The organism is Reyranella sp. (assembly GCF_004297265.1).
In the GTDB taxonomy this organism is placed as follows: domain Bacteria; phylum Pseudomonadota; class Alphaproteobacteria; order Reyranellales; family Reyranellaceae; genus Reyranella.
Genome location: NZ_SCUT01000010.1, coordinates 161,863 through 183,763 on the forward strand (window position 1 = coordinate 161,863; position 21,901 = coordinate 183,763).

18 protein-coding genes are annotated in these 21,901 nt (G+C 65.8%); 6 read left to right on the forward strand and 12 right to left on the reverse strand.

Annotated elements, in window-relative coordinates:
* Window positions 1-91 precede the first annotated feature (91 nt).
* From EPO41_RS04515 to EPO41_RS04525, 3 genes are read right to left on the reverse strand one after another with little or no spacing between them, the layout of a single operon-like run.
* The gene (locus tag EPO41_RS04515) at window positions 92-1,921 is read right to left on the reverse strand and encodes an adenylate/guanylate cyclase domain-containing protein (protein ID WP_296321042.1); all 1,830 of its coding nucleotides are present in this window, start codon (window positions 1,919-1,921) and stop codon (window positions 92-94) included.
* Window positions 1,922-1,978: 57 nt separating this feature from the next.
* Entirely contained in the window at window positions 1,979-2,611 is a 633-nt protein-coding gene (locus EPO41_RS04520) for a GNAT family N-acetyltransferase (RefSeq protein WP_296321046.1), read from the reverse strand.
* Between the two features lie 27 nt (window positions 2,612-2,638).
* On the reverse strand, window positions 2,639-4,198 hold the full coding sequence (locus tag EPO41_RS04525; protein WP_296321048.1) for a benzoate-CoA ligase family protein: 1,560 nt from the start codon (window positions 4,196-4,198) through the stop codon (window positions 2,639-2,641).
* Window positions 4,199-4,346: 148 nt separating this feature from the next.
* On the opposite strand from EPO41_RS04525, the gene EPO41_RS04530 reads away from it, so the two are divergent.
* Window positions 4,347-4,772, forward strand: a complete 426-nt coding sequence (locus EPO41_RS04530) for a hypothetical protein (protein WP_296321051.1) — start codon at window positions 4,347-4,349, stop codon at window positions 4,770-4,772.
* 231 nt (window positions 4,773-5,003) lie between these two features.
* Here the strand turns inward: EPO41_RS04530 and EPO41_RS04535 are convergent, their stop codons facing one another.
* Window positions 5,004-5,381 (reverse strand): hypothetical protein, encoded by a 378-nt coding sequence (locus EPO41_RS04535; RefSeq protein ID WP_296321054.1) that lies wholly within the window; start codon window positions 5,379-5,381, stop codon window positions 5,004-5,006.
* Window positions 5,382-5,571: 190 nt separating this feature from the next.
* Here EPO41_RS04535 and EPO41_RS04540 point away from each other — a divergent pair, with 190 nt between their 5' ends.
* Complete coding sequence (locus EPO41_RS04540; RefSeq protein ID WP_296321057.1) at window positions 5,572-5,847, forward strand: hypothetical protein; 276 nt, start codon at window positions 5,572-5,574, stop codon at window positions 5,845-5,847.
* Between the two features lie 11 nt (window positions 5,848-5,858).
* On the opposite strand, the gene EPO41_RS04545 is transcribed toward EPO41_RS04540, so the two are convergent.
* Complete coding sequence (locus EPO41_RS04545; RefSeq protein WP_296321059.1) at window positions 5,859-6,461, reverse strand: hypothetical protein; 603 nt, start codon at window positions 6,459-6,461, stop codon at window positions 5,859-5,861.
* Window positions 6,462-6,714: 253 nt separating this feature from the next.
* Between EPO41_RS04545 and dctP the strand changes: the two genes are divergently transcribed.
* A complete protein-coding gene (gene dctP / locus EPO41_RS04550) occupies window positions 6,715-7,686 on the forward strand; it encodes a TRAP transporter substrate-binding protein DctP (protein WP_296321061.1) in 972 nt (323 codons plus the stop codon).
* A 13-nt stretch (window positions 7,687-7,699) separates the two neighbouring features.
* Here dctP and EPO41_RS04555 read toward each other — a convergent pair whose 3' ends face one another.
* The 4 genes from EPO41_RS04555 to boxC all read right to left on the reverse strand — a co-directional run bounded on the left by EPO41_RS04555 (window position 7,700) and on the right by boxC (window position 16,000).
* Window positions 7,700-8,446 (reverse strand): hypothetical protein, encoded by a 747-nt coding sequence (locus EPO41_RS04555; RefSeq protein WP_296321064.1) that lies wholly within the window; start codon window positions 8,444-8,446, stop codon window positions 7,700-7,702.
* A gap of 115 nt (window positions 8,447-8,561) precedes the next feature.
* Window positions 8,562-12,428: an autotransporter domain-containing protein gene (locus EPO41_RS04560; RefSeq protein ID WP_296321066.1), complete on the reverse strand. Its 3,867-nt coding sequence runs from the start codon at window positions 12,426-12,428 to the stop codon at window positions 8,562-8,564.
* 332 nt (window positions 12,429-12,760) lie between these two features.
* A complete protein-coding gene (boxB, locus tag EPO41_RS04565; RefSeq protein WP_296321069.1) occupies window positions 12,761-14,179 on the reverse strand; it encodes a benzoyl-CoA 2,3-epoxidase subunit BoxB in 1,419 nt (472 codons plus the stop codon).
* A 162-nt stretch (window positions 14,180-14,341) separates the two neighbouring features.
* Complete coding sequence (boxC, locus tag EPO41_RS04570) at window positions 14,342-16,000, reverse strand: 2,3-epoxybenzoyl-CoA dihydrolase (RefSeq protein ID WP_296321072.1); 1,659 nt, start codon at window positions 15,998-16,000, stop codon at window positions 14,342-14,344.
* A gap of 79 nt (window positions 16,001-16,079) precedes the next feature.
* Here boxC and EPO41_RS04575 point away from each other — a divergent pair, with 79 nt between their 5' ends.
* The 3 genes from EPO41_RS04575 to EPO41_RS04585 are packed head-to-tail and all read left to right on the forward strand — an operon-like array spanning window position 16,080 to window position 17,575.
* Entirely contained in the window at window positions 16,080-16,499 is a 420-nt protein-coding gene (locus EPO41_RS04575; protein WP_296321074.1) for a GNAT family N-acetyltransferase, read from the forward strand.
* Window positions 16,496-16,891: an Rrf2 family transcriptional regulator gene (locus EPO41_RS04580; protein ID WP_296321077.1), complete on the forward strand. Its 396-nt coding sequence runs from the start codon at window positions 16,496-16,498 to the stop codon at window positions 16,889-16,891. Before EPO41_RS04575 ends, EPO41_RS04580 begins: the two co-directional genes overlap by 4 nt.
* Window positions 16,892-16,900: 9 nt before the next feature.
* Entirely contained in the window at window positions 16,901-17,575 is a 675-nt protein-coding gene (locus EPO41_RS04585) for a hypothetical protein (protein WP_296321079.1), read from the forward strand.
* A gap of 84 nt (window positions 17,576-17,659) precedes the next feature.
* Here the strand turns inward: EPO41_RS04585 and acdA are convergent, their stop codons facing one another.
* Genes acdA through EPO41_RS04600 form a run of 3 tightly spaced genes read right to left on the reverse strand, consistent with a single transcriptional unit; the run spans window position 17,660 to window position 21,876 of the window.
* Window positions 17,660-18,853, reverse strand: coding sequence for a 3-sulfinopropanoyl-CoA desulfinase (gene acdA / locus EPO41_RS04590; protein WP_296321080.1), 1,194 nt, complete (start codon window positions 18,851-18,853; stop codon window positions 17,660-17,662).
* Window positions 18,854-18,865: 12 nt separating this feature from the next.
* On the reverse strand, window positions 18,866-20,377 hold the full coding sequence (locus EPO41_RS04595) for an adenylate/guanylate cyclase domain-containing protein (RefSeq protein WP_296321083.1): 1,512 nt from the start codon (window positions 20,375-20,377) through the stop codon (window positions 18,866-18,868).
* On the reverse strand, window positions 20,374-21,876 hold the full coding sequence (locus tag EPO41_RS04600; RefSeq protein ID WP_296321086.1) for an adenylate/guanylate cyclase domain-containing protein: 1,503 nt from the start codon (window positions 21,874-21,876) through the stop codon (window positions 20,374-20,376). The genes EPO41_RS04595 and EPO41_RS04600 overlap by 4 nt, the downstream gene beginning before the upstream one ends.
* Window positions 21,877-21,901: the final 25 nt, after the last annotated feature.

Genomic DNA, 21,901 nt, shown 5'->3' on the forward strand with positions numbered 1-21,901 from the left:
TGCGCTCCCAAACAATTTGTTCTTCATGAGCCGTCGCTCCCTGTTTTCCCTTTGCGCCATAAAAGCGGAAAATGCAGGGCCCAACAATCGCTTAATGGACGGTCGCGGTGGTTCTGAGCGCGGCGAGCGGCAGGGCCGAGGCGGCGGCGACGTCGGCTGGGGCGCCGTCGAGGATCGCCCAGGCGAAGCCATCGCCGGCGGCCGCGCGGCAGCTCGCGCTCGCCACGATCGTTACTTCGCCCTCGCGCGGGGCGCGACGCCCGAACTGCTCAAGGCGGGAGGCGACGTTCACCGCCTCGCCGATGGCGGTGTAATCGACCCGGCCCGCGAAGCCGATGTTGCCGACCAGCACCGTGCCGGTGTGCAGGCCGATGCGCATGCGGCAGGCATGCAGGCCGCGCGCCCGGCGCTCGATGTTGAAGGTCTCGACCTCCTTCGCGACCGCCAGTGCACCCTGGCAGGCGATGCGGGCATGGTCGGGAACGGTGTCGGGCGCCCCCCAGAAGGCCATCAGCCCATCGCCGATATACTTGTCGATCGTGCCGCCGCTCGACTCGATGGCCGGGCCGATGCGCGACAGGAGTTCGTTCAGATAGGCCGCCGTCTCGGCGGCCGGCCGATCGCGCGAATAGGCGGTGTAGCCCTCGAGGTCACTGAACAGGATGGTGACGGCGCGGTCCTCGTTCACCGGCAGGCTGCCCTGCTGCGCGGTCAGGCGCGCGACCAGGGCACGGGGCAGGTAGGTCGCCGACAGTTTGAGGCCGCGAGCCATGCGTTCGAAGGCGTGGTTGGCGCGGCTGATCTCGCGGACCCGGCTGCGGGGCAGGGCGGGCACGTTCTCGAGGTCCAGGCGTTCGACGGCACCCGCCGCTCCGGCCAGCGCCAGGATGGGCTCCGCCAGCCGCCGGCCGAGATAAATGGCGGCGATCCCGGTGAGGACCATCAGCACGCCGCCCGCGATCAGGATGCCGCGCACGATCCAGCGCGCCCACGCCGATTCGCGGCCGGCCTCGTGATAGCCCACGATCAGCTCGGCCGGCGCATAGGCCTCGACGTTTCGCCGGATCCAGGCGAAGGAACGCTCTCCGACCCAGTTCCAATGGCCTTCGATCCGGGCATCGGTGCGGTCCCACGACAGCGGATTGGGATCGGGCGCCCAGACCGCGGCGAGCACCGGATCGCCGACTTCGTCCAGGGTAACCAGGCGCGTCTGGGCACGGGCCTCGCCGTTCAGCGTCTTCGCGAGCTTGGGATGCGCCAGTACCTGATCGCGGCCGGCCAGGATGAACGGGGTACGCTCGCCCGTGAGCTCGATCTCCTTCAGGAAGCGCGACAGGTCGGTCGTGCCGATCGCCGCGCCGATGACGCCGCGGAACTCGCCGCGCACGCGCATCGGCACGATGATCGGCAGGATCGGCTCGCCCACGACGAAGGACCAGACGGGTTCGCCCCAGCCGGGCCCGTCCATGGTGCGCGCCCGCGCCAGCAGCGCGTCGGCGTCGCGGATATTGTGGCGCTGCTCCGGCCGCATGGTCCGGTCGGCGCGAACGAAGCGCGTTGGTTCGCCCTCGGTCGGCAACACGACGAAGCCCACGGTCTGTGGCACGGCCGCCAGCGTTCCCAGCGCGAAGATGCGCCACTGCTCGCGGTCGTCGAAATCGATCTCGCCGCGCGCGATGGCCTCGCTGAGATAGGTGAGCTGGCTCTGGACCGGACGCAGATGCGCTTCGAGCCGCCGCTCGATCAGGTCGATCGTCAGTTCGGCGCGCTGCAGCGAGGAGGCGTCGAGATTGCTCTGTGCGGCCAGCCAGGCGACGCCGATCACCGGGACGATGGAGACGAAGACCAGGCCGACCATCAGCGCCGGTAACAGCCGCGCGATCGGCCAGCCGTGTGTCTCGGATTTCTTCGCGAGGACCATGCAGGCCTCATGCTTCCACGAAGCGGGGACGAAAAAGTGGCGCGACCGGCGCTCGGCCTACACGATTGCTTGATTTCCCATCCAGCAGGTGCGGCTTTCGGGGACACGATCCAGCATCAGTGGCGCGAAACCCCGCTTGGTCCAGAAGCCCATCGCGCCGGTGTTCATGCGATTGACGCCGATATGAAACGACCGGGCGCCTCTTGTCCGGGCGGCAGCGAGCCACGTTCCGAGAAGCAACGATCCCAGGCCGCGACGCTGCAGACGGGGCAGCAAGTTCATGTGCAGGTGTGCTGGGTAGCGTGTCACGATCTCGGCAGGCGTTGCGGTGGGGTGGTGGATCATCGAGGCGCGACGCTGGTCGGCGGTCTGCTCTCCAGGAGAGACGCCGATCGGATCGGCGTATTGCCGGCGCAGCGACGGCCACCAGTCGCGATCCAGGCGCTCTTCCCACGCCGCAGTGTCGACGACGCCCGCGACGAAACCCGCAACACCGTCGCGATCCTGCGCGACGAAGCAGAGGGCTGGTTCGAGCAACGCGTAGGGCGCGATGTAGATATGCCCCATGATCTTCGGATCGCGATAGAGGTGCGAGGCATCGCCACCGGCATGGCCCGTGGCGAGCGAAATCGCATAGCAGGCGTCGAGGTCGCCTTCCCTGAATGGCCGGATTTGCGGAGGGCTGTTCACCGAAGTGGCGCTAAACGGGGCATCTGGTTAGCCCCGCAGCTTGAAGCGCTGGATCTTGCCGGTCGCGGTCTTGGGCAGCTCCGGCACATACTCGACCCAGCGCGGATACTTGTAAGGCGCGAGCGTCTTCTTGCAGTGGGCCATCAGCGCGTCGGTCAATGCGGCGCCGGCATCGCCCGGCTGCTTCAGGACGACGATCGCCTTGGGCTTGATCAGTGCCTGCTCGTCGGCCTGGCCGATCACGGCGGCTTCGAGGATCGCGGGGTGCCCCACCAGGCAGTTCTCGATCTCGACCGGCGAGCACCAGATGCCGCCGACCTTGAGCATGTCGTCGCTGCGGCCTTCGTAGATGAAATAGCCGTCTGCATCCTCGCGGTAGGTGTCGCCGGTGTTGAGCCAGCCGTTCACCATCGTCTCGGCGGTCTTGTCGGGTTTGTTCCAATAGTACTTCGCCGCCGATTCCGCCTTGATCCACAGGCGACCGCTTTCGCCCCTGGGGACGGGATCTCCGTTCTCGTCGAGGATGCGCACCTCGTAGCCCGGCACCGGCTTGCCGCTGGTGCCCGGCCGGAAATCGTCGAGCCGGTTGCCGATGAAGATGTGCAGCGCCTCGGTCGAGCCGATGCCGTCCAGGATGACCGTCCCGGTCTGCTCCCTCCAGCGGCGGAACATGTCGCCGGGCAGGGCCTCGCCCGCCGAGACGCAGGCGCGCAGACTGGAGAGGTCGCGCCTGCTCGTTTCGAGCGCGGCGAGCTGGGCGGCATAGAGCGTCGGCACACCGTAGTAGATCGTCGGCTTGAAGGTCTCGATGTTGGAGAAGGTCGTCTCCGGCGTCGGGCGACGATCGTCGAGGACGGCCGTGCCGCCGACCCACAGGGGGAAGGTCATGCCGTTGCCGAGGCCATAGGCAAAGAAGAGCTTGGCGGCGGAGTAGCAGATGTCCTGCTCTGTGACGCCGAGCACACGCACACCATAAAGCTCGCTGGTCACCACCATGTCGCGCTGGGCGTGGACGGCGCCCTTGGGCCGGCCGGTCGAGCCGGACGAATAGAGCCAGAAGCAATCGTCTTCGGGGGCGGCGAGTCGGGCCTCGAGCACGGGCGACGCCTTCGCCACTTCGGGGAGGAAGGCGTCCACCGTCATCGACTTCGGCGCCTTGGTCCCGAGCTGTTTCAGTGCCGGCGCGATTTCCCCCGTGAACTCGGAGGAATAGACGACGAGCCCACAGTCCGAGTCTTCGATCATGTAGGCATAGTCGGGAGCGCGCAGCAGCGTGTTGGGAGGCACCGGCACGATGCCTGCCTTGATGGCTCCCCAGAAGAGATAGAAGAAGGCCGGACAGTCCTTCACCACCATCAACAGGCGGTCGCCCGGCTTCAGCCCGAGCGCGAGCAGCGTATTGCCCGTCTGGTTCACGCGCTCGGCAAGCTCCGCATAGGTCACCGTCTCCTCGCGAGTCAGGATCGCCGCCTTGGCTCGCCGGCCCTCGGCCAGGTGACGGTCGATGAAGGGCACGGCGGCATTGAAGCGCGCCGGCAGTTGGACGGCATGCGTGGACGAGAAGGAAATGCCTGAGGGAAGCGCCATGTCGGGACCCGGAAAGGATTCTTGAACTCCTTGGATACTGACCAGCCAGCCGACTCGCAACGCCTGCAACCCGTCCAGCGTTGTCGGGCCGCAAAACCATCACGGATCCCCCATGAAACAAGGCCTCGTTTTTGCTCTGGCTTCCTCGATGCTGTTGGCCGCCGTCGCCGTGGCCCATGTCGTCGCCCCGCTGCCGGAGGGAGCGGCATTCCGATCCTCCGCCAAGGCCGCGACCGCTTCGGACGTTTCGGCGTCGAAGCCGATTCTCGATACGACGGCTTCCAGGCCCCGCGTGGAGGTCCGCCAGGCCCCGGTTCCCTTGCAGATGCGGGAAAGGCCGCCGGTCGCTCTGCCTCCGGCCGTCGAATCCGCTTCCGTTGCAACCCCGGCGGTTGCAACGGCGGCCGACGTGGAAGGCGGGACCTTCGCCAAGAGCGCCATCGAGGCGGACGGTTACAAGTCGGTGAAGAACATCGTCGCCGGGCCAGACGGAACCTGGCGGGCGCGCGCGCTGAGGGGCAAGACCGAAGTGGTCCTGACCGTCGATAAGGATGGACGTGTTTCGGCCGATTGATTTTTGCCCGCAACCCCTCGCAACCCTACGTGTGCCGGTGCGTTGTTGGGTTGCAGCCTTCGACGGCTCGCTGTAGCCGTCCCTCTCCCCCGAGGGGTTGCGGGAGCCCGTCCTGACCACCTCAGGACGGGCTTTCCTTTTGCCGTTTCCGCCCTCCAATGCAGAGCCAGTCCGGGCAAAGCAAAGCCCGCCCAGGATGCCGGGCGGGCCGTTCCTGTATCGGAGGCGGTCCTAGAATCGCAGGATCACGCCCCGGTCGGTGGGCACGGACAGGCCGTCACCGGCTTTGGGCAGCGGCTGCACGGGCAGCGCCGTGACGCTGATGGCGCCCGCGGGAGCTCCCTGGCGGACCAGCTCCTGTTTCAGGGCATTTGCGTAATCGGCACGCCCTTCGATGCGGACGGGCGACTGTCTGGCGGCGTCGGCGGCGGCCCGGACGGTCTGCATCGCCGACTCCGGCACACGGTTGCCGTTGCTTCCCATGAACACCAGGTGATCAGACCCGACCATGGGCGAGGCGCTCGGGGCCGAGGCAAGGTTCTGACCCATCGCCGACAGCGGCATCAGGGCGAGACTGCCAATGACCAAAGCTGTGCTGACCTTCTGCATGATAAGGGCTCCTTCTCTTTGCACCTGATCAACGCAAAAACCGCGGTGGAAGTTTCCTGAAAAAAAAGCGCAACCGGGGGGCGATGACCGCGTTTGGTCCAATCGGGTCTCGTCATTTGTCGCTGCTTTGCTCTGGTGTCCGCATTATGCTGAAACAATATCAGTGCAAGAAGGACAACGGAGGTCGGTCATGTCGGAGGAACGGAAGAGGGTGCTGCAGCGCTTCAAGGAGCGGCTTGCCCACCTCGAATCGGGAGCGATTGCCGGTCCGGCGCACTGGCATCTATTCCATCTGCACAATGCACTGAATGCGCTTCCCGAGGATCATTCGGTCGCCGACCTTCATCTCGACGAGTTCGATCGGGCTGACCTCGCGAAGGAGTTTCCCGAAATGGAGGCCGACAAGCCTCCGACCGCTGCCGAGATCCGCACGCGCTTCGACATGCTGGCCGGCGGGCTGCTCTAACGACCCCAGCGTCAGACCTGCTTGCCCATTCCCGCGTCGCGCCATTCGCGACGCCTGCGTTCGATCTCGGTCTCGTTGGGCCGATGGGCCGGCCCGTCAAACGTCGTCCAGCCATCCGCTCGCCAAGCCGCGGCGCGCTCTACCGGGTCGACAGGCCGGTGAATCGACATGAGCCCCTCGATGCGGCCGACCTGATCGTCGGGGACGCGCACCGCGACGAGCGTGGCGCCGCGACGGACCGCTTCCAAATGGATGGCGGCGTGCTCCTCGTCGACGCCGGCGTCGATCAGCGCCCCCATGAGACCTCCCGTGGCAAGACCCGCGGCGGCGCCGACGGCGGTGGCCGCCAACCACCCTGCGGCGACGACTGGACCGAGACCGGGGATCGCCAGCAGTCCAAGGCCGGCCAGCAGGCCGGCGCCGCCGCCAACGACGCCGCCTATGCCGGAGCCTGCGGCAGTTTCCGATATCACCTGGGTCTCGTCATCCCCGGCACTGACATGCTTGTTGGCGATCAGGCTCACATCTGAAGAGGGTATGCCGGCCTTCTCGATGGCAATCACGGCGGCGCGCGCCTGGGCGTAGTTGTCATAGAACCGGTTCACCGTTTTCATCGCCCACTCCTTCTTCGGATCTGCCGGTACAACAGGTCGAGGGGCATAGAGTTGCCTCGCAGGGCAGTACCGGAGCAATCGCTCCTCGCTCATATGCGCAGATAGTGATCTCGCTGCTGTCGAGATCGTCTAGCTTGGGCACGTGAAACGAGTTCGCTTCGATTAAACAGGACGTGAATCCAGCCGGGACGCGCAATCTTTTCCAATTCCGTTCGGTTTCTGACACAGTGGAATTGAGGAGCGGTCCCGAGTCATGCGTATCTTCAAGCTTGCAGTGGTGCTCGCGGGCCTGATGCTCGGACCGTCGGCCGGGGCCCGGGATTTCACGTCGTCGGACATCCTTCCCGCCGGTTATCCCACCGTTCGCGCCGTGGCCTACATGGCCGACCTGATGCGCGAACGCAGTAGCGGCCGCCTGAACCTGTCGGATCTCGGCGCCGACGACCCGCGGACCGAGAGCTACACGCTGGGTCAGCTCCGCAACGGCACGCTCGACATGGCGCGGGTCAACGTCGCTGCGTTGAACAGCGCGGCACCAGCCACCCTCGTGCTCACGCTGCCCTACCTTTTCCGTTCGACGGCACATGAGCAGCGGGTGCTCGATGGGCCGCTCGGCGAGGAGATCCTGGCCTCGCTGGAGCGTGCCGGTTTCATTGGCCTCTGCTTCTACGATCTCGGTCCGAGATCGATCTATGGAATCAGGCCGATGCGTACGCCGACCGATCTGCGCGGGCTGAAGTATCGCGTCCAGCAATCCTCCAACTGGGCACCCATGGTGCGGGCGCTGGGCGCGCAGCCGGTGGTGATGCCGTTGTTCCGGGGCCAGGCCTCGATGCGTGCGGGAGTCGTCGACGTGGGCGACGGCAACTGGTCAACCTTCGTCGCCTCCCAGCATCATCTGGCGGCGACGGCCTTCAGCCTGACCCAGCATGTCCGGTCGCCCGGCGTGCTGCTCTTTTCCCGGCAAGTCTGGGAGACGCTGTCATCCGGCGACAAGGCGATCATCCGGGCCGCCGCCCGCGATTCCGTCGCCTATCATCGACGCCTGTGGGACGACCATGAGGCGGCGGCCCGGCGAACGGCCGAGGCGGCGGGCATCCAGGTCATCAGCGACGTCGACCATGCGGCCTTCGCCTCGGTCCTGATGCCTTTGCACGACACAGTCGTCTCCGACGCGCGATTGAGGTCGATGATCGAGCGCATCAAGGCAGACAAGGGGCCGTAGCCGTCGAGACGCGCTACTTGAGCGCGTTCCTGAGCGGTTCGTTGGAGAGCTGCATCAGGCCGCCGAACGGCAGACCCAGTTCCAGGATCAGGTAGAAGGCCGCGGATGCGGACAGGATGCAGAGCGCCATCACGACGAACAATGTCGGGTTGGGGGGCGACGTCATGCTGAAGATGCCGAAGATGAACATCAGCCAGAGGATCAGTACGACGAGGAACGTATTCGAGATCGAATCCGTCGGCTGTGCGAAGAGTGCGAGCTGCGTCTGGGCAAGGTCGGAGCTGACCTGGATGGCGCGTGCCTGGAGCGCTCGTTGCTTCGAGTTGGCCGGCTGCAGGTCCTGCAGCATGAACAGAACTTCCTCTTCCGGCGTTTTCGCTTCGTCGGACCCGGTGCCGCGATTGGCGGCCTCCTCGCGCCAGATGGAATCGATCATTGGCTGAATCTCGGCGCGCAGAGCCGTCCTTATCGGCTGAGCCTCCGGCCCGTAATGTTTCAGCACCCGGTCGAGTTCGCTGATGTCGGCCGTCAGGCGGCTCACCAGGCCGCTGGTGCGCTCGAAGGACGTGCGGGTCGAGGCGAAGAGCAGCGCCAGCACCAGGGCCGACATGGTGGCGACCAGCGCGATCGAGAGTTTGATCACGTCCTTGGAATCGCCGCTCACATGATGCTCGGGCAGGCGGCTCCGCAGCAAGGCGCCGGCGATTGCACTGGCTATGATGCAGACAAAGGCGACGGCGGCAAACTGGATCGGGCTCAAGACGGGACCTCAGGTCGTTCTGGATGTCAGGCTGCCCAACCTGCCCCACGCCCGCGTGTGCATGCAATGCCAAGCATTTTCGGACCAGCGCCCCTGGAGCCGCAGGATTCCCACGTCACCATGTCATCCTGAATCCACCGTTGAGCATGTGGTTGGTAGTGCCGCTGCCCGTTTCGCCATCGTAGCGGAGATAGAGTGACGTGCCAGGGGCGACGACGGTGTTGGCGGCGAGGCTGAAGGCGGCGCTGTCGCGCTGCGGGGCGGCGCCGAATACGGTGAAGTTTGCACCCGGCGCGCCGGCAAAGCTTGCCGTCACCGGCCGCGTCGTATCGGCGTATTCGTGCGCCCAGCCCAAGCGAAGCTGTAGCGCCAGCTTCTCGCGGCCCTCGAGGCCGAAGGCGCCGGCGAACTCGGCGCCGAGCACGCTGCGCGCCGACCCTGTGGTCTGTGGCGCAACGTTGAGGCTGAGTGACCCCGCGCCGTTTTCGGTGAAGCCGGACTGGCTGTTGGTCGTTCCCTGGAAGCGGGCAAAGGGTGTGACCGAAACCGCGGTAGGCTCGTGGATCCCGATGCGATAGCCCGCTTCGATCTGCCCCAGGAACTGGTTGGCCCCGGTGCGGCCCTGTGCGAGTCGCGCCGACAGATTGGGCAGCACGATCTGGCGCGTCATCTGGTTATCGCTGTAGCCATAGCCCGCAAGGCCATCGAGATAGAAGGCGCCCTGGGTGAAGGAGGCGTAGAGACTGGCTTGGAAGCTGTTGGTCGTGCCCTGGCCGCTGAAGCCGCTGGCCCACTGGTTGCCGCTGACATAGCCGAGGGCGACCCCGGCCAGGAAACGCGGATCGAAGCGATAGTCGGCGCCGGCAGCGAAGCCGCCTGCGTTGTAAGTCAGGGTGCCGGCATTGGCATTGCCGGCAACACTGCCGGTGCCGCCCAGCGCGCTGCCCCACAGGCTCCACGGGGTGGCGGTGTCGCCATCACAGGCCTCCGAGGGAGCCACGTCACAGGCCTGGGCGACGGCCACGCGGGTGCCGCTCCCGACGCCGCCGCGGGCGAGGCTCATCTGCTGGCCCATCATGTTCATGAACAGCAGCGCGTTGCCCAGATTGGCGGTGCCGAAGCCGGAATAGTTCTGGCCGCTGAGGGCATCGAGGGCGGCCTGGCCCTGGCCCTGGGTGTAGGTGGCCAGGGTGCCGATGACGGTGGCGAAGTCGCCGTTCGATCCGGCGACGCTCCGGTCGAGGACGCGGCCGACGGAAGACTGGTTGGGCGTGGCGCCGCCGACACCGAAGCCGCCGGGCTTGAGGGTGAGATAGACGTTGTTGGCGTCGTACGCGAGCGAGGGCTGGAGGAAGGGATAGAGGCTGCTGGCGCCGGCATAGGTACCGGTGACGCCGCCGGTGGCATTGACGATGGTGTAGGTGGTGCTGGGGGCATACACGCCCGAGGCCGCGGTCACGATCACGTTCCCGCCGGCGATGATCGCGGTGCCGGGGGCCCCGGTAACGTTGACGCGGTCGGCCTGACCGGCGGCATTGGTCTCGACCTCGTAGCTGCTGCCGGCGGCCTGGGTGTAGGCGCCGTTCACGGTCAGCGTGCCGATCGAATTGCCGGGCGCGACGATGCCGTTGTTGGTGACGGTCCCGAAGATGGTGCCGCTGCCACCGAGATTACCGGCGGCGCCCACGGTGACATTGCTGGTGATGCTGCCGTTGACGGCGAGGCGGCCGCCTGTGATGGAAGTGGGGCCGGCGTAGGTGTTGGCGCCGGTGAGGGAAAGCATGCCCGGCCCCTGCAGGGTGAGGCCGCCGGTTCCGGTGAGGATACCGGCGAAGGTGTTGCTGCCCTGCTCGGCCACCGTCAGCGTGCCGGCGCCCAGCGCGATCGTGCCGCCGAGACCGGAGAGGGATCCGATGGTCGCGTTGTTGCCGTTGAAGTCGAGGGTTCCGCCATTGACCATGAGCGGGCCGGTGGTGGGCAGCGAGGCACCCGGCGCCAGCTGCAGGATGCCCTGATTCAGGACGGTGCCGCCGGTGTAGCTGTTGGCGCCCGACAGGGTCAGCATGCCGAGGCCGTTCTTGGTCAACCCGCCCGGACCAGCCACCGCCGTGCCGAGCACGAGGTTGAAGCCGTTGGTGTCGAAGGCGCCGCCGCCCGGACCGAGTGTGACCTGACGAGCCATCGTGAAGTCGGACAATGCCGCCAGCATGCCGTAGTTCAGTGTGAGACCGCCTGACGTGTTACCGAGTGCCGCATCGGCATTGATCCCGAGGGTCGCTCCGCCCTTGACCGTCGTGCCGCCGGTGTACGTGTTCACGCCCGTGAGAATGAGGAGGCCGCCCGTCAGCGCAACGCTGCCGCCGGTGCCAGCCCATGCTCCGCCGTCGGCGATGATGCCGCCAAAGCTGCCGCCATTGGTGATAGTGAGGTTCTGCCCGCCCAGGTTCACCTGCCCCGAGCCGGTGAGATTCTGGATGGCGACCGGATTCCAGGCGCGCGAGATGTCCAGCAGGCCGTCGTTCACCACGCCACTGGATGCGGCGATGCTGCCCGGTCCGGAAATGAGGAGCTGGGCCCCGCTGTCGAGTTTGGTCAGGCCGGAATAGGTGTTGGTGGCGCTGAGTTGCACCGCGCCGCCGTCGTGGATGGTGACGCCGCCCGGTCCGGAGATGACGCCCGCCAGGCCCAGCGGCAGGTTGCTGCCGTCGACGACCAGTGGTCCATCGGCGGTGGTCATGAGGTTGGCCGGGGTGACGTAGAACAGCGTGTAGCCGATCGCCTGGCCCGTCAGGTCGAACATCACCGAGTTCTGCATGAAGAACGGTATGCCCAGAGTGTTCGACGATCCCGATCGTATCTCTACCGAATAGGTGTCGCCGCTCGTCGACGAACCCGCGAGAGTGGATATGCTCGTCGGGATTCCAGGGATCGTTCCTCCCGACGGCGAGGCCCCGGAAATCGAAAGGGTGCTCCCCGTGTTCGTGTCACCACTGCCCATCTCTGTGGCCAGCACATAGAGGGATGTGCCGGTATCGAGCAGGGTAGGGGCGGTGTTGGAGACCGATGAACCGCCCGAAGTGCCGGGAGGCAGGGTGGTCGTGAAGTTCGAGCCGGACTCCCGCGACCCGTTGTTTCCGGTGCCGCCGCCGTAGGGGTTGGGAAAACTTGTGCCCGTTTGCGCCCATGGCACGACTCCCACCTGACCCGTTGACGAGACCGGGGCGAACTGGCCGATCAACTCGGGGGTAAGTCCGACCGTCACGCAGGCGATGCAGGGACTCACCTGTCGCGATTGACCGCCGATGGTCACGACCTGGGTACCGCCCGGTGAATTGGTGATCCTGTGCGGCGTACCGTCGGGGTCGTAGCTCGCCGGATTGGGCTGGCCGTTCGCCGACACGACGTAGCCCTGATGCTGCACGCCGGGGAGGATGGTCTGGCCGAGTACACCGCCCACGAGCGCCGAGGTGTTCGTCAGGTCGGTGAAGTTGCCGGCACCGAAGATGCCATAGAAGGTCTTGTACAGGGGCGGTTTATCGTGCGTCTGGAAATACTCCGGGAAAGTGTTCTCCACGCGGGTGCCGTTTTCATTCGTCTCGTTGTAGACGGCGTTGACCTGATAACCCGGATTGGCGGAGAGGGTGGCCGCCGGCGGGCTGCCTGCCGTGGCCCCGGGCGCGTAAAAATTCAGGACCGGCACCTGAACCAGATTGCCCGTGTAGCAAGGTGGCGAACCATAGCAATAATGGACGCCCGACCCATTGGGCACGGTCGCCGCCGGGACGGTCTGGCCGAAGCCCTGCCAGGTGGCTGGGTTCCACGCGGCATTGAAGACGGCCGACCCCGTGTCGAACAGGTAAGGCTGAGGCGTGCCGCCGTTGATGCCGATAGTGATGCCGAGGCTCCAGCCATTCACCTTGTAATATTCGATGGGAATCGTAACGGATTGGGCATGAGCCTGTGTGACCGACAGAAGAATCAACACAAGATTTGCTGCCGCGACCAGCGCGGCGCACGCAGTCCGATATACGCGTCGAAACATGGATTCCCCAAGTACGCCGCTCGCAGATTCCCCAGTTTCCGGCGAGCTTGGGATCACTTTGCAAGTATCGAAATTGCCGTGCAACTGAATATCACCAGCAGCTGGCGACTAACCGGTGCGCACGGCTGCGCGCCGGAACAAGCCACGGCACAGACTCGGCCCGACCGCGCCGTGGTAGCCTCGGTGAGGAAACACCGAGGCCTAGGGGCGAGATCAACTATTCTGCGACAATTGAAGACGGAAGCTACCGGGGCGGAACGGGCGGCATCGTCCTAGTTGAAGCGGACGTACTCGAAGTCGGCCGGCTGGTTGTTGATGCCGCGGGCCGGCGGGGCGATCCAGTGGGCGAACTTGCCGGGCTGGGTGACCGCGGCGCCCATCAGCGAGGTGACGTAGGCGCGGTCCTCGTCGGTCGGCAGCCACTTGTCCTTGTGGGCATTCCATTCGGCCTCCGAGAGAACCTTGCCTTCGGGCGACACACGAAGACCCGCGAAGGCGCCGATCTGCCGGTCGAAGGCGCGGTGGGGCAAAGTCATCTCGAACGGGATGCCGGCGCGCTCGATTGTCTTGTTCCAGCGCAGCACGCCCTTTGCGCAGTCGTCGATGTAGTCCTGGCGCAGCCGCTCGTTCAGCGCCTGCAGGGCCGGCACCGCCTTCTTCACGATGCGGCCGTCCTCGACTGAGTCGATCTCATAGGTCGCGTTGGTGAGCAGGTGGTCGTCGTCGATACGGGTTTCGAGGAAACGGCCCTTCACACCTTGTGTGTAGTAGTTGGCGGCATTGGTCGAGGCTTCCTGGCCGAACAGGTCGAGCGACACAGAGAAGTGGAAGTTGAGGTACTTCTGGATGGTCGGGAGGTCGATGCCGCCCAGGCCGCGCACGTCGTCCGTCTTGTGTTCCTTCATCAATTCGCAAGTGCGCTGGAGGATACGGCCGACGCCGGTCTCGCCCACGAACATGTGGTGGGCCTCCTCGGTCAGCATGAAGCGGCAGGAGCGGGCCAGCGGATCGAAGCCCGATTCGGCCAGCGACGCGAGTTGGTACTTGCCGTCGCGGTCGGTGAAGTAGGTGAACATGAAGAAGGAGAGCCAGTCCGGCGTCGCCTCGTTGAAGGCGCCGAGGATGCGCGGCTTGTCGGGATCGCCTGAATGCCGCTCCAGCATGGCTTCCGCCTCCTCGCGACCGTCGCGGCCGAAATAGGCATGCAGAAGATAGACCATCGCCCATAGATGCCGGCCTTCCTCGACGTTGATCTGGAACAGGTTGCGCAGATCGTAGAGCGACGGTGCGGTCTTGCCGAGCAGGCGCTGCTGTTCGACCGAAGCGGGCTCGGTATCGCCCTGGGTCACGATCAGGCGGCGGAGCGTCGAACGCAGCTCGCCGGGCACGTCCTGCCAGGCCGGCTTGCCCTTGTTGTCGCCGAAGGCGATCTCACGATTGGGATCGCGGTCGGCCAGGAAGATGCCCCAGCGGTATTCCGGCATCTTCACGTAGCCGAAATTGGCCCATCCGTTGGCGTCAGTGGAGACGGCGGTGCGCAGGTACACGTCGAAGGCCGAGGTGCCGTCGGGCCCCATGTCCTTCCACCAGTCGAGGAAGCGCGGCTGCCAGTTCTCGAGCGCGCGCTGGAGGCGACGGTCCGATGAGAGATCGACGTTGTTGGGAATGAGCTGGCTGTAGTCGATGGCCATGATTGACTCCTTCTCGTCCTGCTTGCCGGAGATCACCTCACCCTGAGGAGGCGCGCAGCGCCGTCTCGAAGGGTGGGCACGAGCACCTTGTCTGTTGCCCATCCTTCGAGACGCGCTTCAGTGAAGCGCTCCTCAGGATGAGGTTGGGGGTGTTTCATCGCTTTAAGCCCGCTTGCGGTCGTACTTACTCTGCTTGCCGGTGCCGTAGAGTTTCAGCGCGCCTTCTGGGCCGGTCGCGTTGGGCCGCTGGAATATCCAGTTCTGCCAGGCCGAGAGCCGCGCGAAGATCTTGGTCTCCATCGTCTCGGGACCTGGGAAGCGCAGGTTCGCCTCCATGCCGATCAGCCCGTCGGGCGAGAAGCCGGCGCGTTCCTCGATGGCGAGGCGCACCTCGCCTTCCCAGTCGATGTCGTCGGGCGCGAAGGTGACGAGGCCGGCTTCTTCGGCGGCGGTGGCATCCAGCGCCTCGCCGATCTCGCCCTTGAGTTCGTCGACCTGCGACGGGTCGTGCAGGAAGCGTGTTGCGAGGCGAGTCAGCCCGTTGCCCATCGGGTAGGGGCCGAAGTTCATGTCGGTGAGCCGGATCGTCGCCGCCGGCAGGTTCGAGCCCTCGAACACGCCGTCCAGCATGTAGGAGCGGTCGGCGGCCAGCGCGACCTCGAGCAGGGTGCCGGTGAAGCAGGAGCCGGGCTCGATCAGCGCGATCAGGCTGCGCGAGCTCAAGTCGAGCCGCTTCAGGGTGCGCTTCCAGTAGAGCACGATCTCTCGCACCAGCCAGTCGTCGGCCTTCGCGGCCAGCACCGCGTCATAGGCTTCGACGAGGGCCGCATCGCCCTGGCTGGTGAGCACCCAGGTGCCGATCTCGGTCTCATTGAGCCGCAGATGCATCATCGCATCGTCGAACTCGCGGGCGAGCGCCAGCGGCCAGAAGGCGGCGCCTTCGGCATGCACGGAAGCCGGTGGCGCGGAGGAGGGGCCGTTGAGCCGGAATTTTGCCGAGCGTCCTTCGCGGTCGATCTCGACGGTGAGATGGCTGTACCGAATCGTGTCGCCGTCGATCTGCCGTTCCACCGTCGGCAGCGCAATGCCCTTGGCGTCCTTCGGACGAGAAGACTTCGCGGCGACCTCCTCGGCAATCTTCTGCGTCTGCTCGGCGAGCTTCGAGGGCGGGATGAGCTGATCGACGAGGCGCCAGTCGCGGGCGCGCTTGCCCCGCATCCCCTCGGCGGTGGTGCAGAAGAAGTCGGCATGGTCGCGCCGCACCATGCGCTTGTCGACGAGACGGGTGAGCCCGCCGGTACCCGGCAGCACCGCCAGCAGCGGCAGTTCGGGCAGTGACACCGCGCTCGATCCGTCGTCGGCCAGCAGGATCTGTTCGCAGGCCAGCGCCAGCTCGTAGCCGCCACCGGCGGCAATGCCGTTGATCGAGCAGATGTAGGTCTGGCCGGACTGCGTGCTGGCGTCCTCGATGGCGAGGCGCGTCTCGTTGGTGAACTTGCAGAAGTTCACCTTGTGATCGTGCGTCGAGAGGCCGAGCATGTTGATGTTGGCGCCGGAGCAGAAGATGCGGTCGCGCTGCGAGCGGATGACCACGGCGCCCACCTCGGGGTGCTCGAAGCGCAGCCGCTGCACGGCATCGGCCAGTTCGATGTCGACGCCGAGATCGTAGGAATTGAGCTTGAGCTTGTAGCCAGGCTTCAGGCCACCCTCCTCGTTCACGTCCATCGTGAGGTAGGCGACGCCGTTCTCGAACGAGAGTTTCCAGTGCTTGTAACGGCTGGGATCGGTGCGGAAGTCGATGGGCGCGGCGGCGGAATCCATTGGCTTTCCCTATTTCTGTATTTCGGTACTGAATTACCTATTTACTTTCCGCGCCGCAAGGTCATTCTAATCCCCAGACATGATCGCCATCCGACCCGCGCAAGCCTCTGATCTGGCAGCGATTTCCGCGCTGGACGCACGGCTGACAGGATCGGACAAACCCGAATACTGGCGCGAGATGCTGGCGCCGGAACGGCATTTCCTGGTCGCGGAGACGGGGAAGGGCGCGCTGGCCGGCTTCATTGCCGGCGAGGTCCGGGCTTGGGAATTCGGCCAGCCCGCCGCCGGCTGGGTCTTCGCGATCCAGGTCGATCCGAAGACGCGGCTCAAGGGCGTGGGCAGCGCCTTGTTCCAAGCGCTGGCCGTGCGCTTCAGAGAACGGGGAGTGACGCGCGTGCGAACGCTGGTCGATCGCAAGGACCATCTGATCCTTTCCTTCTTCCGCGCCCAGGGCATGGTCGCCGGCCCCTCGCTGCAACTCGACAGGGAATTGCCGTGAAGTTGCAGACGGCCACCCGGCTTGGTCTCTATGCGGTCCTCGAACTGGCGCGTGATCCCGCCCGCACACTCTCGGCCGCCGAACTCGGCGAACGCTTCGGTGTCTCACCTCATTCGCTGGCCAAGGTCCTGGGAACGCTCTCGGCCGCCGGCCTCGTGCAGGGCGGCCGTGGAGCGGCGGGAGGCTATCGGTTCATCGGCAACAGGCGCCGCATCACGCTCATGGATATCGTCGCCCTGTTCGAACCCGCGCCGGGCAAGCGCGCCAAGGAGGCGGGCGAGGACACGGAGATCGGCGCCGCTTTGCAACGGGTGCTGACCGAGATCGACGAAATCGCCGAGGCCACGTTGCGTTCAGTCAGCCTGGAGACGATGCTCAAGAATCCGATGTGAAGACCGTGCATGCTTGTCCGTCTGCTGTGTCTCGCCACCCTGCTGCTTCCTTGCCCTGCGTTGGCGCAGGCGGTGGGTGAGGCGCCGAAGGCCTGCGTGCCGAAGGGTGCGCTCAATCCCACGTATGAAAGCGAAAGCCAAAAGATCGAATGGCCACAGGAGGCGCCGCGCCTGCGGGTGGACGTGCCCAATGTCTCGCGGCAGGGCGACCGGCTGCGGCTGGCGATCGACGGCGGCACGGCGGTCGAGCTGCAGGATTGTCCGTACGGTGACGCCGGCTACCAGTATCTCTACGAGCGCCATGACGATCCCGGCCGCTTCTATGTCGTGCGCACACCGGGGCTCGACGATTTCGCCTGGACGCTGGTGATGAGGCGCACGGGCCGGTTGTTCACGGTCCACGGTGCGCCGGTCTGGGCGTCGGACAAGACGCGGTTCCTGACGGTCGCCTGCTCTCTCCAGCCGGCGCGCGGCACACTGTCGATCTTCACGCCATCGGGCGACGGCCTCGCGACCGAGGCAGAATTCGAGCTTCCCTGCGCGACCGAGAGCTGCTCGGCGCGCTGGGATTTCCAGTCCTGGATTTCGATCGCCTGCACGCCGCGCGACGATCCTGCGAGGAAGGGCAAGGAGTTCGTCTTGATGCGCGGTAATGCCGGCAAGTGGAACCGGTTCGGGCGGTAGTCATTGGAGCGCGCCACTCCAGTGGCGCTCATGTCTTGCTCATTGACGAATCTTGAGCGCCACTGGAGTGGCGCGCTCCATTGATCAGACCTTGTCCCACCCCTCCCGCGTCTGCGGCAGCTTCTTCTTCAGCAGCGCACCCGCCACCACGTTGCGCAGGACCTCGGCCGTGCCGCCGCCGATGGTGAACATGCGGACGTCGCGGGCCATGCGTTCGAGCGGCAGTTCGCGGCTGTAGCCGCGGGCGCCGAAGAACTGCAGGGCGTCGTTCACGATCTGGATGGCGCTCTCCGAGGTGAAGACCTTGGCTTGCGCGGCCATCAGCATGTCGGGGAAGCCGCCTTCGCCCGAGCGCGCGGCATTGTAGACCAAGGCACGCGCGGCCGAGAGCTTGATCGACATGTCCGCGAGCTTCCATTGCAGGCCCTGGAACTCGTTGATCGGCCGCCCGAACTGGTGGCGCTTCTCCGACCAGTCGAGCGCGAGCTGATAGGCGCCGTCGGCGATTCCCAGCGCCACGGTGGCGGCGCCGACCCGCTGGCTGTTGTAGGCGGTCATCAAGTCGGCGAAGCCCTTCTTCAGGCCGCGAGGCGGGATCACCAGTGCTGATGGCGGCACGTCCATGTCCTCGAGGTCGATCACCGCCTCGGGGATGCCGCGCAGACCCATGGTCGGCTCGCGCTTGGTGATCTTGAGGCCCTTTGTCTCGTCGCGGATGGCGAGGAAGCCGCCGATCCCCTCGAACGCGCCCTTCTCGTCGTAGACCTTGGCGAAGATCAGGTGCAGGCGGGAGACGCCGCCGCCGGTGATCCAGTGCTTGCGGCCGTTCAGGACGTAGCGGTTGCCCTTCTTGTCGGCGCGCGTGGTCATGCCGTTGGCATCGGAGCCGGCGTCGGGCTCGGTGATGCAGATGGCGGGCTTGTCGCCGGCCAGCACCATGTCGGCCGCCGTCTTCTTCTGCTCTTCCGAGCCGTAGGCCATGACGGCACTGATCGCGCCCATGTTGGTCTCGACGGCGATGCGGCCGGTGACGGCACAAGCCGAGGACAGCGCCTCGATGGCGAGCACGGCGTCGAGCCAGCCCTTGCCCTGGCCACCATACTGCTTCGGGATCGTCATGCCGATGAGTCCGGCGTCCTTCAGCAGCTCGACATTGTCCCAGGGATACTGCTCGGTGCGGTCGACCTCGGCGGCCCGGCGGGTGACGGGTCCTGCTGCCAGTTCGCGGGCGCGGGCCTGCAGCTCGAGCTGATCCGGTGACAGGGCGGACGGATTCATGGACGGCGGACCTCAGACAGTATCGATGGTGAAGATGGCGATCGACCCGCTTCGGCCGCGGACGGCCGTGCTGCCGAGCGGCTTGAACACGAATTCCGTGCCGCAGCCGGCGCAGGTCGTCTCCGAAACGAGAATGCTCGTGCCATGATCCTTGTTCAACTTTTCCAGCCGCGCGGCGAGGTTCACCGTGTCGCCTAGCAATGTGAAGCTCAGTCGCTGGCCGGCGCCGACCGATCCACCGATGACAGCTCCGGTGCTGATCCCGATCCGGGTGACGAAGGGGACCCTGGCTTCGCCGAAGCTGCGGCCTGCAACGGCGCGCTGGATGTCGACGGCGGCATGGATCGCGGCCGAAGCGTGATCCGGACAGGCGAGCGGCATGTTGAAGGAGGCGAAGAGACCGTCGCCGATGAAGGTGTGCACGACGCCGCCGTGGGCACGGATAGGCCCAAGGACGGTCTCGAGGTATTCGTTCAGCGCCCCGAAAAGCTGATCCGGCGGCAGTTTCTCGGCGATGGTCGTGAAGCCCGATACGTCGGTGAACAGGATCGTCGCCTCGCGCGTCTCGCCGGCCAGCACCCCGTTGCCGCCGCGCTGCAGGATGGTCGAGGCCACGCTCTCGTCGACGTACCGGCCGAAGGTCTCGCGGATCTGCTCACGCTCGCGCAGCCCCTCGACCATGGTGTTGAACTGGCTGGTCAACTCGCCGACCTCGTCGTTCGAGGTCACGGGAATCCTTACCGACATATCGCCGCCAGCGACGGTCGACATGGCACGGGACAGGATACGTATGGGACGCAGTAGGGATCGCCATATGAAGTAGACCGAGACGACAACGCCCATCAGCGCGATGGCGACGTCGGTGGCGATCTCGAACTGCAACTTCATGCCGTCATAGCTGAGGAGGTCGACGACGACGGCCGTCATGGGCGCGAGCGAGATGACGAGCAGGGCGATGCCGAGCTTGAGGCGGTAGCGCCCGAAGAACAGCGACAGGTTCCGGCCGGTACGCTCGAAGATGAATCCGCAGAGATGGCCGAGATAGTCGCTTATGACGAAGTAGATGTAGGTAAAGTAGAAGAGCGGCAGCACGACCAGGAGCGCCGCGGTATCGGCCAGCGTCTGCGTGGGTAGGGTTTCGAAGGTGGCATCCGGCCAGAAGTATGGCGCTGACACCCGAAAACTCACCATCATCAGGGCGAGCACCGCCACACGCGAGGCCGTCAGGAGCGGGAGCTGCGTGATCCGGCGCTCCACATCCTCGAACGAGCGCCGTCCTCCCAGATACTCTTCGATGGGCCGGAAAAGGCGCCAACAGACCGGGGCGTTGACGCCCAGCAGCAGGAACAACCCGACGGCGACCGACCGTGGCGCATAGGCCCAGGCATCCGCGAAAGCGACGAAAATGCCGGTGAAGGCGACATCGACTCCGGCCGCCGACACGGCTCGCAGCAGATAGCGCCGCCGCAGGCCGCCGATCTCCGCCGCCGTGGCGACGGGCTTTGCCTCATCTGCCGCCGTCACAGGGGCTGTCCCACGTGATAGATGACCACGCCGTCGTGATGACCGCGAACGTCGGTCGTACCCAGCCGTTCGCAGAAGGTCTCGGCACCCGCCGCCACCACGGTGCTCTCGGTGGCCAGGATGCGTGTGCCGAACTTCTTGTTGAGCTGCTCGAGTCGCGCGGCGACGTTCACGGCGTCGCCCAGCAGCGTGTAACTGAGGCGATTGTCGGTGCCGATGGTGACGCCGATGACCGGGCCGGTGTTGAGGCCGATGCGTGTCGGGAGTGTGAAACCGCGGGCGAATCGGGCGGTGGCGAGCGCCTTCTGGATGTCGATCGCCGCCGCGATGGCGGCCCTGGCGTGATTCTCCAGCAGACGTGGCAAGCCGAAGCTCACGAAGAGCCCGTCGCCGATGAAACTGTTCACGATGCCGCCGTGGCGCTGAATGACCGGGACGACGGTATGTAGATAGGCGTTCAGGAGGGCCGCGACCTCGGCCGGTGTCGTGCTCTCGGACAGGCCCGTGAAGCCTTCGATGTCCGTGAACATCAGGGTCGCTTCGGCCGTGGTGTCGATGCTGCGGCCGGTGTTGCCGCGGTTGGACAGGATCGAGTCGGCGACCGTCTCGCTCACATACTTGCCGAACGTGTCGCGCAGATACGCCTTCTCGGCGAGGCCCTCGACCATCTGGTTGAAGCGGCTGGCGGCATGGCCGAGTTCGTCGTCCGAGGTGACGGGAAGGCGGACGGTATAGTCATTGTCGGCGACCCGGCGCAGGCCGCCGTCCAGTCGCGTGATCGGCCGGGTCAGCGCATTCGATATCCAGTAGTACATGAACGCCGTGCCGATCGCCGAGGTCGTGATGTCGGACGAGGCTTCGCGGACCAGACGCTCGCCGCTGTAGCTCAGCATGTCGGCGGCGATCAGGACCATGGTCGCGAAGGACACGAAGAGAAGGGCGAGAGCCACCTTGCTCCGGAACCGGCCGCCGAACGTTCCGATGTTCACGCCTTTCGTGCGGAAGAGTTCCTGACACAGATGATCGAGGTACGCCGCGACGACGAAGAAGGTGAGGACGACGTTGAAGCCCGTCCCGACCGTCAGGTTGGCGACGACGTCAGGCCAGGCGACCTGCTGCAGCGTGGCCCCGAAGGTGATCTCGAGGCGATGCGACAGCAGGCGAAGCGCCACCATCGGCGCATACATCATCCCGACGACTGTCGCGGAATGGCGCGGCAGGCGCGCCAGCGAAAGCTCGATATCGCCGAAGGCTGCGCGTCCCACGATGAAATGCCGGATCGGCCGGACGAGGAGCCAGGCGCCGAAGCCGACGCCGCCGGCGAGGAACAGGGTCGTGATCGCCAGCGACGGGAGTACGACTTCGGGGGCGCTGTTGAGCGCCGCATAGACCAGCACCGAGACCGCGTCGATCAGGAACGGCACCGACATCGCAAGGTAATAGCGATACACGAGTCGGGCGGGCGACTGATGCGACGCCGCGTCGGTGGGTGCGCTCATCCGCCGGATATAATGCGGATCGGGA